Annotated in this window: 15 protein-coding genes; 6 read left to right on the top strand and 9 right to left on the bottom strand. The window is 67.9% G+C overall.

Going from position 1 to position 14,731, the window contains the following annotated elements; genetic code table 11:
• Both LXN57_RS39360 and LXN57_RS39355 read left to right on the top strand, forming a co-directional pair.
• Nucleotides 1-202: hypothetical protein (locus tag LXN57_RS39360; RefSeq protein ID WP_251803323.1), on the top strand; the 202-nt coding region annotated here is incomplete at its 5' end.
• Nucleotides 203-214: 12 nt separating this feature from the next.
• Complete coding sequence (locus tag LXN57_RS39355; RefSeq protein ID WP_251803322.1) at nucleotides 215-370, top strand: hypothetical protein; 156 nt, start codon at nucleotides 215-217, stop codon at nucleotides 368-370.
• Here the strand turns inward: LXN57_RS39355 and LXN57_RS39350 are convergent.
• Nucleotides 354-578, bottom strand: coding sequence for a hypothetical protein (locus tag LXN57_RS39350; RefSeq protein ID WP_251803321.1), 225 nt, complete (start codon nucleotides 576-578; stop codon nucleotides 354-356). The two genes, LXN57_RS39355 and LXN57_RS39350, sit on opposite strands and share 17 nt — an antisense overlap.
• 371 nt (nucleotides 579-949) lie before the next feature.
• The gene (locus LXN57_RS39345; protein ID WP_251803320.1) at nucleotides 950-2,500 is read right to left on the bottom strand and encodes a phospholipase A2; all 1,551 of its coding nucleotides are present in this window, start codon (nucleotides 2,498-2,500) and stop codon (nucleotides 950-952) included.
• A gap of 723 nt (nucleotides 2,501-3,223) precedes the next feature.
• On the opposite strand from LXN57_RS39345, the gene LXN57_RS39340 reads away from it, so the two are divergent.
• On the top strand, nucleotides 3,224-3,664 hold the full coding sequence (locus tag LXN57_RS39340) for an RICIN domain-containing protein (protein ID WP_251803319.1): 441 nt from the start codon (nucleotides 3,224-3,226) through the stop codon (nucleotides 3,662-3,664).
• A 123-nt stretch (nucleotides 3,665-3,787) separates the two neighbouring features.
• On the opposite strand, the gene LXN57_RS39335 is transcribed toward LXN57_RS39340, so the two are convergent.
• Nucleotides 3,788-4,996 (bottom strand): cytochrome P450, encoded by a 1,209-nt coding sequence (locus LXN57_RS39335; protein WP_251803318.1) that lies wholly within the window; start codon nucleotides 4,994-4,996, stop codon nucleotides 3,788-3,790.
• Nucleotides 4,997-5,277: 281 nt separating this feature from the next.
• On the opposite strand from LXN57_RS39335, the gene LXN57_RS39330 reads away from it, so the two are divergent.
• Both LXN57_RS39330 and LXN57_RS39325 read left to right on the top strand, forming a co-directional pair.
• Complete coding sequence (locus tag LXN57_RS39330; protein ID WP_251803325.1) at nucleotides 5,278-6,936, top strand: amidohydrolase; 1,659 nt, start codon at nucleotides 5,278-5,280, stop codon at nucleotides 6,934-6,936.
• Nucleotides 6,937-7,146: 210 nt separating this feature from the next.
• Nucleotides 7,147-7,752, top strand: coding sequence for a universal stress protein (locus LXN57_RS39325; RefSeq protein WP_251803317.1), 606 nt, complete (start codon nucleotides 7,147-7,149; stop codon nucleotides 7,750-7,752).
• A gap of 24 nt (nucleotides 7,753-7,776) precedes the next feature.
• Here the strand turns inward: LXN57_RS39325 and LXN57_RS39320 are convergent, their stop codons facing one another.
• From LXN57_RS39320 to LXN57_RS39300, 5 genes are all read right to left on the bottom strand, one after another.
• Nucleotides 7,777-8,079, bottom strand: coding sequence for a cupin domain-containing protein (locus tag LXN57_RS39320; protein ID WP_251803316.1), 303 nt, complete (start codon nucleotides 8,077-8,079; stop codon nucleotides 7,777-7,779).
• Between the two features lie 141 nt (nucleotides 8,080-8,220).
• Entirely contained in the window at nucleotides 8,221-9,057 is an 837-nt protein-coding gene (locus tag LXN57_RS39315; RefSeq protein WP_251803315.1) for an SDR family NAD(P)-dependent oxidoreductase, read from the bottom strand.
• 626 nt (nucleotides 9,058-9,683) lie between these two features.
• Nucleotides 9,684-9,992 carry a hypothetical protein gene (locus LXN57_RS39310; RefSeq protein WP_251803314.1) on the bottom strand — a complete coding sequence of 103 codons (309 nt, stop codon included), beginning with the start codon at nucleotides 9,990-9,992 and terminating at the stop codon, nucleotides 9,684-9,686.
• Nucleotides 9,993-10,362: 370 nt separating this feature from the next.
• Nucleotides 10,363-10,944 carry a beta-ketoacyl-[acyl-carrier-protein] synthase family protein gene (locus tag LXN57_RS39305; RefSeq protein WP_251803313.1) on the bottom strand — a complete coding sequence of 194 codons (582 nt, stop codon included), beginning with the start codon at nucleotides 10,942-10,944 and terminating at the stop codon, nucleotides 10,363-10,365.
• Between the two features lie 79 nt (nucleotides 10,945-11,023).
• Complete coding sequence (locus tag LXN57_RS39300) at nucleotides 11,024-12,679, bottom strand: protein kinase domain-containing protein (protein ID WP_251803312.1); 1,656 nt, start codon at nucleotides 12,677-12,679, stop codon at nucleotides 11,024-11,026.
• A 213-nt stretch (nucleotides 12,680-12,892) separates the two neighbouring features.
• Here LXN57_RS39300 and LXN57_RS39295 point away from each other — a divergent pair, with 213 nt between their 5' ends.
• On the top strand, nucleotides 12,893-13,129 hold the full coding sequence (locus LXN57_RS39295) for a hypothetical protein (RefSeq protein ID WP_251803311.1): 237 nt from the start codon (nucleotides 12,893-12,895) through the stop codon (nucleotides 13,127-13,129).
• A gap of 78 nt (nucleotides 13,130-13,207) precedes the next feature.
• On the opposite strand, the gene LXN57_RS39290 is transcribed toward LXN57_RS39295, so the two are convergent.
• On the bottom strand, nucleotides 13,208-14,728 hold the full coding sequence (locus LXN57_RS39290) for a M1 family metallopeptidase (protein WP_251803310.1): 1,521 nt from the start codon (nucleotides 14,726-14,728) through the stop codon (nucleotides 13,208-13,210).
• Nucleotides 14,729-14,731 lie beyond the last annotated feature (3 nt).

Below are 14,731 nucleotides of genomic sequence, written 5' to 3'. Positions count from 1 at the left end.
CAAGGTGCTCCGTGCCGATCAGGGCATCGCTGTTTCCCCGTCTTTGTGGAGCGGGGCGGCTGCCACGGCTGGACGCGGCGTCACCCGGACTGTCGTGTCCATGGCCGAGATTCTCGGCCTGCAGTACGACGCGGCTCGGCAACGGGGGAGGCAGCTCGACGTTTCCCTGGGCTGGTATCCGGCCGATCGGCTCGCCGGGTGAGAGAGTCTTGTGATGAGCTCGGTCGGCGGGCTGTTCCGCCGATTGACTGAGCAGAACGCCGACTGTTCGGAACCCGATGCGGCGTTGGAGCTCTGCTTTGTCGCGTGGTTCCGCCTTCCGGACGACAGCGAGAAGAATGCCGTTCTGGGGTTCATTCAACGGCAGTGACGGTCAGGGTGTTTGCGCGCGGGCAGAGCAGATAGCCGGGTACGCCCTGGCAGGCCTGCCGAAAGAGACGAAGGTCCGCCTCGGCAAGTTCGCCGAGCTGGTCGCCTCGGCCCTCGCGAATGTCGCGGCTCACGCCGAACTCGAGCGCTTCGCCGCTCTGCAGGCCGCCCTGCGCCGGCCGGGCCGACCTCGTCGACCGGCTGGTCACCGCTGCCGCCGGGTGCATGCTGTCCGCGCTGGACCGTGTCCGGCTCGAACTCGCCCACCGCTCCTGGCTCTGTCGGCGGCACCGCGGTTGGGCCGGTCAACACGATTATGGAGCTGCGCTCGCCGCCCTTGGCCAGCACGACAGTGCCGTTAATGTTACTGCCGCGGTCATCGACCAGGAACAGCACAATCTCGGCGACCTCCTCCGCGAGACAGCTGGACGCAGGATCTCGTTGACCCGGCGCAACTCAGCAACCTCCACACGCAGCCGGCGGTCCTGCTCGGCCATCTCGGGGTTGGCCTGTCGATCCGGGGCGGTTTCATCTGAGCGGTGGATGTCAGTTCCTTCAGATGAGCCGCCCCGGATCACAGTCATCCAGCGTTCAACGGGCCGGAGGGCTCGTGGTCCAGACGGCATACCGTGCAGCCGGTGGCCCGCGCGCCGTTGACCGGGTTCCCGCCGAGGCCGACGGCCGTGTAGTAGACCCAGGCCGTGCCCCTGCAGGCACTCGTCGACGAGCCGTACTTCGGGCAGATGAAGTTGTAGAGCATGTTGTAGAACTCGGCGTCGACGCCACCCTTCTGGCCGCGGTCCAGATATTGGGGGAATCCCGGGAAGTAGCTGTTGCCGATGATGCCGTAGCCGAAGTCGTGCGAGTCGCAGGCGGGGTTGAAGTCGAACCCGAATGGGTTGTCCGGCGCGCTGGTGCAGTGGTCGTGGTTGAGCCCGACCACGGGGATGCCTCCCGTGAATTTGACGACCGGGCCGCGCCAGCCGTAGTGAGCGACCGAATGTGTGCTGCAGGCGACGCCATACATCCACGAGCTGGCTGTGTTGCAGTACGAGGGGGACGATGCCATCGCGGAGAACTCCCCGTCGGTGGCCTCCCAGCCGGTCTGGCGGGCCTGGGGAACAACAGCGTTACTGGTGTACGTCAGTGCCCAGCGGGCGCCTCCGTCTGTGACGACGGTGGACACACGGCCGTTGCTGTCATAGGTGTAGTTGTTCAGGTCGGTTCCCGCGGCCGGGTTGGTGACCTCGCGCAGCAGCGTGGAACTGTCGTAGAAGTAGCGCGCGAGGGTCCGCGCGGTTTGCCCGACGGTGAGGGTGATGTCCTTCGCCTGGCCGCTGACGTCGCCGAGGCGCGCACCCGACGCGGTCGTCACGGTAGCGTAGTTGACGTTGAGCGATCGTGCCGGTGTGTCGCCTCGGACGGGCTCGCTGATGGTGGACACGCGGCCCAGGCGGTCGTAGGAGATGGTGGACCCCTTGTGCGCCTTGTTGCCCACCGCGGTGATGCGCCAGTCGCCGCTGCTGACCTGCTTCCAGGTGTACGAAGGCTGCAGGCCGGGCGCGGGGATCGGCTTACCCGACTCGTCGACGAACGCGTCGTCACCCGGCTGGGTCGTGGTCAGGTCGACGTTCAGCGTCTCCACGAGGGTCTTGTTCGATCTGCCGGTGAGAGCGTCCGACTTGGTGGTCTCGACCAGGGTTGAGCCGTCGATGGCCAGGTAGGTTCTGGTGTTGCCGCCGTCGGCCCCGGCGATGGAGCGGGTCAGCTTGTAGCGGAACGACTTGTTGCTGACCAGATCGGTCGTGGTGATCTCGCGGGATCCCGGGGTCAGCCTCCGGTTGAGCTGTCCGCCGAGGAAGCGGGCTTCCCAGCTCGGGCCGAAGACCTTGAGGTCCGGGCGGCCGACGGGCGCGTCCCGCGCGCGCGAGGTGTTGCCGTCCTGGCCTGCGACAGCGTGGGATCGGCCCATCAGACCCGCCGGCACGTCGTTTTCGAAGATCCGGTAGCTGTCGTCCGCGGACAGGTGGATGCCGGGGCCGATCTGCTGGACTTCGGGTTGGGCGGCGGGCTGGGGCGACGGCTCAGCTGCCGAGGCGCCGTGCTGCGGGATCAGCAGTGTCGTCACCATGACCGCGACGACAGGAAGTGCGAGTTTTTGCATCCTGTTCCCTCTGTCAAATCGATCCGATTTGATCGACAGGCACGGACTCTAAGGATGACGACGCATCGACGTAAGGGCAACGAGATGAAATAAAGGCCTCCTTCTTTCCAATTCGAATTGTCGCCCACTGTTCGTTCGCCTCAAGTAATCACCCTATGGTTCGGCGGCGATTGTGACATTCGTCGGACAGTGAACTTTGAGGTCTACGGTCCGTCGGTTCACGAATCGAGTGGAAGTGCACGCCGGAAAACGCTACCGGCCCGGGGGTCAAGTTCGTGTTCGGCATCAGCCCCAGTTCGCGATGGACTTCACCTCATCGCGGCGACGGGACGGCCTCCGAGGACTACGTGAGCGACCAAGATGACAGCGTGCAGCAGCCGGAGTCGCCGCAGCCGGCGGAGGGCAGGGTGACGCGCTCGCCGCCGCGACACCTTGGGGGCAGGGGTGCTGCTCGGCATGCTGCCCATTCAAATGCTGCGACGGAGTCCAGACGCGCACTATTCGAGATAGTTCATCGGTTGACCTCGAGTTCGCGAAGATTACCGCTGTGGGTCTGAACGGATGCGCGGATTGTTCGCTTGTCCGCCCGGCGACATGGTGATTCAGTGGATATCGTCCCGGTCGACCGGAAAGAAGGAGAAAATGATGCGAATGAAGCGGATTCTCGGTGCCCTCGCGGGCCTTTTTGTGATGTCTGCCGGAATAGTGATCATGCCGTCGGCGGCGCACGCGGAGTTGTACGACTTCCATCTGGAGCACGAGAAATCCGGGCGGTGCCTGGACAGCAACAGCCAGGGCGACGTCTACACCCTTCCCTGCGTGTGGGGAAACGATTTCCAGACCTGGAACAAGAGGCCGAGCAGTACGCAGTTCCAGAACAAGGCGACGGGCCGTTGCCTCGACAGTAACGACAGTTACAAGGTCTATACCTTGCCCTGCGACTCCAGCGGCGGAAACCGCTATCAGAAGTGGAACAGCTACACGGCCGAGGGCGGCTACTCGAAATACGTCAACTCGCGGACCCGCGGGGCGCTCGACGGTGACACCAAGGGCAACGTCTACACCCGCGACGATGACGCCGAGTCGAACTACAACCACTACCAGCACTGGAGACCCGTCAACTACGGGTGACGCGGAAGCGACGTCAGCCTCAGCCCATCAGCCGGGGCCGCGGTGGCAGCCGGGGCCTCGGCCGGCCCCGGCTGCGCTCTGATCTGCCGGTGCCACCTCAGCGCTCAGGAGTGCGAGGGCTCCTCAACCGGCGACCACGAGTTCGTGGACTCCCCGGTGGGACAGACTTTTGATCCAGACGGGCTTCTCGGTGACCAGGGTGATCTCGGGCCGGTGGCGCAGGAGGGCGCGGACTGCAGTCCGTGTCTCCAGGCGGGCGAGATGGGCGCCGAGGCACATGTGCAGCCCGTGCCCGAGACCGAGGTGGCGGTTGTCCGATCGCCGGATGTCCAAGCGGCCCGGTTTCACGAACACTGCTGGATCATGGTTGGCCGCGTGGGTGAGGCCGAAAGCCAGCTGTCCGGCCGGGATGCGGCCACCACTGAGCTCGATCGGTTCGGTTGCGATCCGTCCGATGCCGCCGCCGGATCCGTCGTAGCGCAGGAACTCCTCGACCGCCGAGTCGATCAGTGCGGGGTCGGCTCGCAGCAGGTCGAGCTGGTCCGGATGGCGCAGCAGAGCGAGTATGCCGGTGCCGATGAGGTTCGCGCTGGTCTCGTGCCCGGCGACCAGCAGCATGGCGCAGGTCGAGACGATCTCTTGATCGGTCATGGCCTGGCCGTCGTCCTCGGCCCGGGTGAGATGGGAGAGAAGGTCGTCGGCGGGCCGGTTGCGCCGTTCGATGATCAAGGCGCGGAAGAACGCTTCCAGGCCGACGACGCCGTCGTAGGCGGCGATGACGTTGCTGTCCGGGTCGCCGGTCCATGTCAGCGGTTTGATCGCCGCGTCGGCCAGCGCCTTGAAGGTGGGGATGTCGTGGTCGGGGATGCCGATCATGCGGGCGATCAGCTGCAGGGTTACCGGTACGCCGTAGTCGTTGACCACGTCGAAGGTGTCCCGGTCGGCCAGGCCGTCGAGGGTGTCGTCGGCGATCTCCTTCAAGCTGGGCGCCAGACGCGCCACGGCCGCCGGCGAGAAGGCCTTCATCAGCAGACGGCGCAGCCGGGCGTGCTGGGGCGGGTCGAGAAACACCAGCCAGTCGAAGAACCGCCGGACGACCGCGACCTCGTCGGTCAGCTCCGGGGACACTCCGGTGAAGAACGCCTCTACCCGGTTCACCGAGGTGCTCGGGTGCCGGGCCAGCGCCAGCACGTCAGCGTGGCGGGTGACGTACCACAGACCCTTGCTCTCATCGAAGTAGACCGGGTCCTGAACCCGCATCCGGTCGTAGGTCGGATACGGGTCGCTGAAGTAACCATCGGAGTCCAGGTCGTATGGTTCTGGCACGGACATGCGATTCCACTCTGTCGGCACTAGGGTTCTGACGCTCCCGACGTAGCCGCCGGCGGAAGGTTCACCCACAATGGACATTGTTTCCGGCGGAGTCATCCCAGTTCGTCAGCACAACAGCACGCCCGTCAACCCGCCTCTGACCCTGAGTCGAGTCGGCCGCGGTCCGCATGAATGCCGGGCAAAGGTGAACTCCCCGCGGTTCTGCGCGTTCGTCGAGTGTGGACCATAAGAGAGATGAATCGGATCAGCGGTTCCAGGACGGCCGGCGTCGTCTGTTGAAGATGTTCGGCCTGGGCGCCGGTGCGACCACCGCGGCGGTGCTGGCCGCCGACCCGGTGCTGGCCGCGACTCTCGGCTGGGACGAAGCGCACGGCGTCGACCCGGTCACCTATCGGCCGCCGACCGGCCTCGCCCGTACGAGCGCCGCCAAGAAGACCGCGCTGGCCTGGATCGAGTCCAACAAGACCAAGCTGGTCGCGCTGAGCGACACGATCTGGAAGCACGCCGAGCTGTCCCTGCGCGAGTGGAACTCGTCGCGGGCCCACGCCGACCTGCTACGGGCGAACGGCTTCACAATCGACTGGGGCTCGGCTGGTCTCCCCGCGGCCTTCGTGGCCACCTACGGCTCCGGCGGGCCGGTGCTGGGTTTCAACGCCGAGTACGATGCCCTGCCCGGACTGTCGCAGAAGGCGGGGGTGGCCGCGCACGACCCGTTGGTCTACAACTACGACGCCTACGGTCCGGCCTATGGCCCGGGGCACGGCGACGGGCACAATCTGCTCGGCGTGGGTGGCACCGCCGCGGCGATCGCCACCGCGCAGGCGATCAGGGCCAACGGACTCAGAGCGACGGTCAAGCTTTTCGGGTCGACCGGTGAGGAGCATCTGGTCGGCAAGGCGTACGCCGTGAAGGCCGGCGTCTATGACGGCCTGGACGCCTTCCTCGACTGGCATCCGTTCAACGCGACCGTGCCGTTCTGGAACACCACCAGTGCCCTGATCTCCTCGACCTTCACCTTCCTCGGCGCCTCGGGGCATGGCGGCTCCCCGCTGGGCAACAAGAGCGGGCTCGACGGCGCGCTGCTGATGGCCACCATGACCGAGTACCTGCGGGAGAAGAACGTCGCGCCGTCCGGGCGGTTCCACTACGCGATCATCAACGGCGGCGGCGCGCCCAACGTCACCCCGGACATGTGCTCGATCTGGTTCTTCGTCCGCGAGGGCAGCCCCGAACGGGCCCGGGTGCTGCACCAGAAGATCGTGGACTGCGCCGAAGCCGCCGCCCGGGCCAGCCAGACCCGGCTCGTCCACAAGTTCCACTCGGGCACGTGGAACCTGCTCGGCAGCAAGACCGGATCGGAGTTGCTCAACGACAACATGCTGGCGCTCGGCCCCCCGGTCTTCACCGCGGCCGACCAGGCATTGGCCAAAGGCTTGCAGAAGGCGCTCGGCAAGCCTGAGACCGGCATGCCGACGACGCTCACCCCGCTGGCCCCGCCCGCGGCTGCCTACACCGGCGGCCTGTCCACCGACACGGCCGACATCAGCTGGAAGGCCCCGACGGCGGTGCTGCTCGCGGCCGCCTTCCCGCCCGGGCTGACCAACCACAACTGGGCGTTCACCTCCACCGCGGCCACCAACATCGGGCACCAGGCGATGCTGTCGGCCGCCCGCTACCTGTCCGCGGCAGCGGTCGACCTGATCGAACAACCCGCCCTGCTCGCCGGCATGAGCAACGAGTTCCAGGAGCGTACGGCCGGCCTCACCTGGGCCAGCATGATCCCGGACGGGCAGCAGCCGCCGCTCTACGAGCCGCCCGCGGAGTTTCTGGCCCGGACCGGGCAGAAGTTCCCGCCGGCCGGGGTGACCTGGCCGGTGCCGCCTGTCATCGCCACCGAGCAACTCGGCACCACCGGACCGGCGCTGCGGCCGGTGGTCTGACGCGCGTGATCCCACGGCCCGGTGCCGCCGGGATGAACGCCCCGCGACCACGTGCGAAGGTCGCGGGGCGCCCGCCGGTTCACCCCCGCCTGCGCCTGCTGAGGGCCCCGGTGTTCAAGCTCGCCTCACCAGTCTGCTCGCCGGCCGCCTCCGGACGATCGCTGACGAGTTCCTCGAAGCGATGGCGGCCCAGGAGCGGAGGGTAGCGACGTGGGTAGCGACGACATGGCCGGCGACGGTTCGCCCCCTCGATATCGCCGGCCGTCCGAGACCGGCAGCTCGGATCACGCTGAACCACACCGGGGTGAGCGAGCCAAGGTTGTGGTGGGGATCTCGTTGTCGTTGGCGGGGCTCGAAGCGCTGCGCTTCGCGGTGGCTGAGGCCCGCCGGCGTGACTCGCGGCTGATGGCGGTCAGAGCCTGGGTGTGTCACAGGAGCAGTTGGGCCTGGCCCGACCGGGAGTACGAGCGAACGTTGGCCGACAAGGCCCGCCGGACCATCGTCGAGGCCTTCGAGGAAGCGGCCGGAGAAGTTCCGGCCGACCTGCCCGTCGTCCGGCGGACGGCCGAGGGCTGGCCGCCGATTGTGCTCAAGGAGAGCGTCACCTCGCCCCGCGACCTGCTGGTGATCGGCGCCGGGCGCCGCTGGCCGGCCGGGGAAGTGGTGCGGGCGTGCGTCCGTCACCAAGCCTGTCCGGTCGTGGTGGTTCCACCCCCGGAGATGGCCAGGTTGGCCAGAGGGCGGACGACGGCTCGGCGCCTGTTCCGTGAGGCGGCGGCCGCCCTGGAGAAGAACCAAGGGAATGTGCCTGATTGAGAACTCTCTCCTGGTGCAACGGGCTCAGCCGAGCCGTCTGTGACGGGACCGATCCGACCGGCGACCCTGCCTAATAGCTTCCACGCCGTACTTGTGGAACAGGCCCAGCATGCGGTCGTCGAAACGTTCGGGTCCCCAGTTGTCGACCTGTACGCCCGGCTTCGGCTCGTCGCCGCCTTCCACGAACAGGCCTTCGGCGCCGGCGGGGGTGTAGATGAAGAGCAGTCTCGTGGTGTGCACGCCGACGTTCTTGAACCGGTGCCGAACCATCCGGGGGATGTGGACGATGTCGCCGGTCACCGCGGTGAAGGTCCGCTCGCCGTCCACTCATCGGGCTCCCTGGGTTCTGGCTGCGTTTTCATGCGGCTGGCGGCGTTTCCGTGGGGCGCCGGGAGCGCCGCCAGCCGATCTACAGGACGAGACTGCGGGCGCAGGGTTCAGTCGGGGAGGGGAAACGCTGCGGACGGCTCAGGCCGGCGTGGTGTCGGTGCTGACCGCCGTTTTCCGGCCCGCCTCGAAGTCCTGGGCCAGGGCCCGCACACGGTCCTGGCCCAGGCGGTAGGAGTCCGAACCGAGCAGCTGATGCAGGGGCGCCTTACCGGAGTCGCCGACCTCGATGATCGCGGTCGCGACCTTGACCGGATCGCCGAGCTGAGTGCCCCCCATGGCCAGGTGGGCGTCGGTCATCGTGCGGATGGCGTCGTATCCCTCCACGTGGTGTTCCGGCAGGCTGAGCGCCGGCGGACGCAGGAAATCGGTTCGTGTGTAGCCCGGCTCGACGACGTTGACCTTGATGCCGAATCCGGCGACCTCGCCGGCCAGCGCATCCGACAGACCCTCGAGGGCGTACTTGGCTGAGCAGTAGAGGGCCCAGCCCGGGAAGGCCGTGAGGCCGAGGACGGATGAGACGTTGATGATGTGGCCGCGACCGGCGGTCCGCATGCCGGGCAGTACCGCGCGCAGCATGTTCCAGACACCGAACACCTGCACCTGGAACATCCGCTGAACCTCGGCGGCGGTGGTCTCCTCGACCGCTCCCAGGAAGCCGTAGCCGGCATTGTTGACGACCACGTCGATCCCGCCGAAACGGTCCTCGGCCGCGCAGACGGCCACGTCGACGGCCGACTCGTCGGTGAGGTCCAGCTCCAGCGGCAGCAACCGGTCGCGGGGCGTCGCGCCCAGGGCCTCGGTGAGGCGGTGGGCCGAACGGGTGGTCGCCGCGACGTTGTCCCCCCGTTCCAGCAACTGCTTGACGATCTCGAGGCCGAGGCCCCGGGAGGTGCCGGTGACCAACCAGGTGGACATGAGTGCACTCCTTGATGTTGATGTCGATGTCGTTGTGTCGGTGGGCCGCTCACTCCTCCTGGCGGCACTACGCCAAGATCGGACCGGCATGCCGTACGACGGGGCCCCTGGTGGGTGGGTTCAGATTCCAACGCTCATTGACGGACCGCACGGCCCGGGCGCCGAGCCGGTCCGGTCCGGAGCCAGGAGACGAGCCGGTCCGATGATCGCGTTCGCCTGGGCTGGAAGTGTGTTCACTGACGGATCGCGATGCTGACGGGAGAGTTCGCGTGACCGGGGATCCGGGTGAGTTCCCTACGGTCCGGTGTGGGTGTGGCGCGGTGAACGAGAGGTCGATCCGGGCTCGCGCCAGCAGCGCCTGATCCTCGCGTTGCTTCTGGTGCGAGCCGGCCGGTCGGTCTGGCGGAATTCATCGCGCTGCTGTGGGACGAGCGTCCGCCTCGTGGCGCCGCGAATATTGTGCACGGTCATCTGGGCAGCGCTCGAACTCACGATGAAGGGTCTCTACCAGCGGCAAGATCTGGGAAAGGACTCGGATCCGCAACACGAGGCACAGATCCGGCGTCGGTTGGCGGAGCTGGATCAGAGGTCCGGCGGCGCGGCGGCGTAGCGGTTTTCTCTGCTGATCAGCTTGCGGCTCGGATGGTCATGTGACCCAGCCCGGCGCGCGTCACCGAGCTCAGCGAGTAGCGTACGCCCGCCTCGGCGCCGATCGCATGGAGCATGGCGGTCGGCGTGACGTTCGAGGCCGCGTAGTCCATGCTGAACGTGGTCAGCCCCATGCCCAGGCATCGGCTGACCAGGTCGCGGAGCGCCCGGCGGCCAAGTCCGCCGGCCTGCCACCGGTAGGCGACATTGACGGTGAGCACGGCCGATTCCGGGTCGGCCGGCTCCCAGGAGCACTCGGCCAGCGCGATCAGTTGATCTTCACTCACTACGACCTGTCCGGTCCACCGCCGCCCGGGCGCGGTGAGCTGGTCCGAAACCCGTTGATGAAAGGGGCGCAGACGGCGGCAGCCCGACAGAAAGCGCTGCGGGTAGGTCGGCGGGGCGAAGAGCGGCTCGGATGCCCGCAGGATGGCGAGGTCGTCGGATCGCCATGGACGTATCGCAAAATTGTCAGTCACGTACACCCCGACGCGTGTCGGATCGCGAGGATCATTCGCGTTGTGTGAGATGTCGCTCACACCAGTGCAGTAGCAGGTGAACCGGCGATCAGTTACTCGGCTCCGGAGGTGGGGATCCGGAGAATCCGGTCGTCTCCTGCTCGTGGCGGAACGCGTGCTGTGGCGGGAGGAGAAGGGGCTACAGATCCTCGAACGCGCCGGGTTCGTCCGGCCTCCGGGCCACCAAGCCCGGCATGACAGACGCGGGATCGGGGCGCAACGTCATGCCGTCGCCGCCCGGCCCTCGCACCACGGCGGCCGCGATCGTGTCGCCGGGCAGTGTGTCGGCCAGCAGCGTCTCGACATCGACGGCCGTGGACGGACGGCTGAGGGAGCCGAGCTCGCACATCACCACGAGGACGTTCGAACCGGGAGACGCGACGCAGATGTCGTACGCCCGACGGACCGCAGCGGCACCGCCACCCGGCGGGGTGATCGGAATCTGCCGCACGTCGCCGCGGAAACCCAGGATGTTGATCATCCAGGCGGTGATCGGTGTCATCGTCGAAGCGGCCGGGGAGACGAAGACGATGGCATCGATCTCGGACGCCCCCAATGCTGCGGACCCAAGCGCCTCCTCCACGACTCCGGGCAACGCCCGCCTGATCTCGCGCAGGTAGTTCGTGGTGCCGTTCAGTTCCAGCGTTTCCTCGACGCTGATCGTGTGCTCGGGGACCCACAGCGCGGGCCGGCACAGAACCACTCGTGAGCCTTCCGGCATGTGCTTCCTTCTTCGCAGGCAGGTGCCGGCATCCTCACGGGGCCGGGCGCCGAACGGCACGATTCTGTCCGGCCGTGGCTCAGTTCCATTTCTGATTGTCGGTGCCGGCGCATGTCCAGAGCTGCGCCGGTGCGCCGTTGCTGCTGTTCCAGTCGGTCACGTCCACGCACATGTCGGTCGACACATGGACCAGGTCGCGAGCCGTGTTCAAGGTGAACTGCTGCCGGGCCGAGCCGGAGCAGGCAATGGCGCGCACCCGGGAGCCGCGCCCGGTCGACCGGGGCTCCACGCACTGGCCGAGAACGCGAAGCGTCCCGTCTCCGGGGAAGTGGAATCGCTGGTTGTCCGAGCCGTTGCACTGCCACAGCTGCACCTCTCGGCCGACGCCCGGCAGGTGCAGACACGTGCCGGTGCCGTGGTTCCAGATCTGGCTGCCGACGACCGGAGCCGGGGCCACGGTGGCTTTGGACGTAGCTGGTGCGGCAGCCGTGGCGGCGGAGCGCGCCGGGGTGGCCCGGGGAGAGATCGAGGGCGCCGGTGGTAAAACGGTGTGCGCTTTTGTCGGGGTGGCCGCGGCCGGACGCCGGCTGGTGGCGGCCGGCACGGCGGGTCCGCGCGATCGGGCGACCGGAGCCGACCTGGTGGGCACGGACTGCGCGGACGGTGCGGGCGGGCCGGACGACGTGACGGCGGTGAAAGGCCGAGCCAGGGCCAGGCCGCCGGTGAGGACCAGAGCGGCGATCGCCGGGATCAGCCAGCGTCGCCGAGGCGCCCCGGCCCCCGCTGACGGCAACGGCGCAGTCGTGCGGTCGGTTCGTGCGGTGCCGACGGGCGCCGACGGTTGGAGCCCGGCGGGGGCAGAGTCGGCTGGAGCAGGTCCGGGCGAAACCGGCCCGGCCGGGCTCACTGATGGAGTACCGCCCGTGAGAGCCTCGTTCAGCAGCCGTTCGGCCTCGTCGGCGTCGGCGCGTTCGTCCGGATTCTTGCGCAGCAGAGCGACCAGCGCGGGCTGGAGGACGCCGGCCCGTTCGGAAACCGGAGGTGGCTCCGTCATCAGCGCTGACAGCGTCGCCATCGGGCTGGACTTCTGATAGGGCGCGTGACCCTCGATCGCGGTGAACAGTGTCGCGCCGAGCGACCACAGATCGCCCTTCGCGTCGGCGGGCTCGTCGAGAGCCCGCTCTGGCGCCAGGTACGACGGCGAACCGAGCACGACACCGGGGCGGGTCATCGACGAGTCGCCGGCCAGCGTGGCCAGGCCGAAGTCGGTCAGCACGACCCGGCCGTCCGCGGTCATCAGCACGTTGGCCGGTTTGACGTCCCGGTGCAGGATGCCCCCTCGGTGCGCCGCGCGCAGACCGGCCAGAACGGCCAGGCCGACCCGGGCCGCCTCCTCGGGCGTCAGCGGACCGTCCTGCTCGACCACCTCCAGCAGGGACCGCGATCGGATGAGCTCCATGACGATCCACGGAGTCTCGCCGTCGTCGACCACGTCGAAGATACGCACCACGGAAGGGTGGCTGATCTGGGCGATCGCCCGAGCCTCGCGGATCGCCCGCTCGCGCAGATCGCCGAGCTCGGTGCGGCTGAAACCCTCCGGGGTGATCTCCTTGACGGCGACGTCCCGGCCGAGCAGCTCGTCGCGGGCCAGCCAGACCCGGCCCATCCCGCCTTCGCCGATGATGCTGACCAGGCGGTAGCGCCCGGACAGAGAACTGTGTGGTCTATCGGGCATCGCGGCAACGTATCCGGGTCACCCCTGGTCGTCCGCACAGTAGCGACGCGACAAAAACGCCACTGTTCGCAGGTCAGGCCGTTGTGGGTGACTGTTCATCAGAGGCGCCCAGATCTTTCTCACATCTGTTCGGGTCGGTGCGCCGCCGGGTCCTCGACCTCGGCGGCACAACGAATGGCCTAGGGCTCACCGGCGTTGCCCGGAGAACTGACCGTGGGTGAACACGTCGAAGCCGAACACGTCATCTGCATTGCGGGCGGCCGACGGATGGCCGACTCGAACAGGACCGCCGATGCGCGAAATGAGGCGCTCTACTTCGAGGGCGAAGACTATCTCACCAGTGACGCGGTCAACGCGGTTCGCGACGGTCTCATCGCCACGGTTGAGCGCACCGACGATGCGGTGATCGCAACGTCCGGCTTCGTGCTCGAGTCACTCCCAGCCGAGTGACAACCCCTGGCGGTTGACGATGCCGAGGGTGGCGGCTCCGAAGCGAGCCGCCACCATCCATGTGGGGCTACTACCGGCTCACTTGGTCAGGCGCAGGCCCTTGAGCTGGGCCGGGTTCTGGGCGGGGGCCCAGTCGGGATGGCCGGGCATGGGCGGTGTCACGGTCCCGTACAGCCAGGACGTCAGGAACGGCTTGAGATCGCGCCCGGTCGAGCGGGATGCCAGGGCGATGAAGTCGTCGGTGGAGGCCGACTCGCCGCGGTACACAGTGGCCCACTCGCGCTGAAGCCGCTGGAAGGCGACCGGACCGATTTTCTGCTGGAGGGCATAGAGGGCCAACGCGCCACCGAAGTAGACGTTGATGTTGAACAGGTCGGCCAGTTCCTCGGCCGACTTCGGCCGGGCGACCGGACCCGCTTCGGCTCGCCAGGAGTCGCTGAGCGCATAGATCCGCTTGAAGAGCGCCTCCCTAGTCGCCGAGCCGGTGTTCTCCTCGACGGCTCCGATCCGGTCGGCCCAGAGCAGCTCGTACCAGGTCGCATGCCCTTCGTTGAGCCAGATGTCGCTCCACTCCGCCGGCGCGACACTGTTGCCGAACCACTGGTGCGACAACTCATGCGCCATGGTCGGTTCCAGGTTGGCCGGGGGAAGCGCGGTGAACGTCGCGTCGTAGACGGAGAGAGTCTGAGTCTCCAAGGCGGTGTTCGCGGCCACGTCGATCGTCAGCGAGCCGTACACATCGAAGGGGTAGGGGCCGGCCAGCTGTTCCATCCAGCGGATCTGCTCACGCTCGGCCTCGAACTTGGGCAGGTGCTGCGTGGCCAGACGGCGGGGCACGACGTCGCGCACCCGGACTCGGCCGACCGGAGCGCGGTCGCGTACGACGAAGTCGCCGGCCGCGACCTGAAGCAGCTCGGTGGCCATCGGCTGACGCTGCCGGAAGGTCGAGACCACCCGGCCATGGCCGCTGCGGGTCCCTGTCGCGACACCGCTCGCGACGCCGATCCATCCGGACGGGACATCTGTCGTGACCGTGAAGCCGGCCTTGTCACTGGGGTGATCGTTGCTCGGGAAGAGCCGGTGCGCGGCGGCCGGTTGCGAGATGAGCGCGGTGCCGTCCGGGGTGACGGTGAACCCGTACAGGGCCTCAGGATCCGGCTGCTCCGGCGTGGCGCTGAAGCCCTTGACCGTGACGGTGAAGCCGCGGCCCGCCTTGAGGGCCACTCGAGGCGTGATGACCAGTTCCTCGCCGTCACGAGTGAATCGTGCGGGCTTGCCGTCGACGTCGACCCGGGCCGGGCCCCGGCCGGCGAAGTCGAGGTTGAACCGGGACAGCGCCTGGGTGGCGACGGCAGTGATGCTGACGTCACCGGTGACGGCCTGCGACGGGTCCTTCTCGGGGTAGTTCAGCCTGAGGTCGTAGTTCTGGACGTCGTACCCGCCGTTGCCGAGCATGGGAAAGAGTCGGTCACCCAGTCCGGCGGTACCCGCAGCGGGGGTGGACGGCCGGGCCAGAGCGGCGGCCGGTCCGGTGGCGACACCGGCGGTCAGGACGAGCCCGACAGCCAACAGGCGGCGCACGGTGGAAGTGTCTCTCATGTC

Origin of the sequence: Paractinoplanes hotanensis (assembly GCF_023717965.1) — a bacterium.
In the GTDB taxonomy this organism is placed as follows: Bacteria; Actinomycetota; Actinomycetes; order Mycobacteriales; family Micromonosporaceae; genus Actinoplanes; species Actinoplanes polyasparticus.
The sequence above is the reverse complement of the archived record's forward strand: the minus strand, read 5'-3'. Positions and strand labels throughout refer to the sequence as shown.

Excerpts from the sequence above, each read along its gene's own strand:
- LXN57_RS39355 (WP_251803322.1), top strand. The coding sequence starts at position 215 with ATGAGCTCGGTCGGCGGGCTGTTCCGCCGATTGACTGAGCAGAACGCC.
- LXN57_RS39345 (WP_251803320.1), bottom strand. The coding sequence starts at position 2,500 with ATGGTGACGACACTGCTGATCCCGCAGCACGGCGCCTCGGCAGCTGAG.
- LXN57_RS39340 (WP_251803319.1), top strand. The coding sequence starts at position 3,224 with ATGTCTGCCGGAATAGTGATCATGCCGTCGGCGGCGCACGCGGAGTTG.
- LXN57_RS39335 (WP_251803318.1), bottom strand. The coding sequence starts at position 4,996 with ATGTCCGTGCCAGAACCATACGACCTGGACTCCGATGGTTACTTCAGC.
- LXN57_RS39330 (WP_251803325.1), top strand. The coding sequence starts at position 5,278 with ATGTTCGGCCTGGGCGCCGGTGCGACCACCGCGGCGGTGCTGGCCGCC.
- LXN57_RS39315 (WP_251803315.1), bottom strand. The coding sequence starts at position 9,057 with ATGTCCACCTGGTTGGTCACCGGCACCTCCCGGGGCCTCGGCCTCGAG.
- LXN57_RS39305 (WP_251803313.1), bottom strand. The coding sequence starts at position 10,944 with ATGCCGGAAGGCTCACGAGTGGTTCTGTGCCGGCCCGCGCTGTGGGTC.
- LXN57_RS39300 (WP_251803312.1), bottom strand. The coding sequence starts at position 12,679 with ATGCCCGATAGACCACACAGTTCTCTGTCCGGGCGCTACCGCCTGGTC.
- LXN57_RS39290 (WP_251803310.1), bottom strand. The coding sequence starts at position 14,728 with ATGAGAGACACTTCCACCGTGCGCCGCCTGTTGGCTGTCGGGCTCGTC.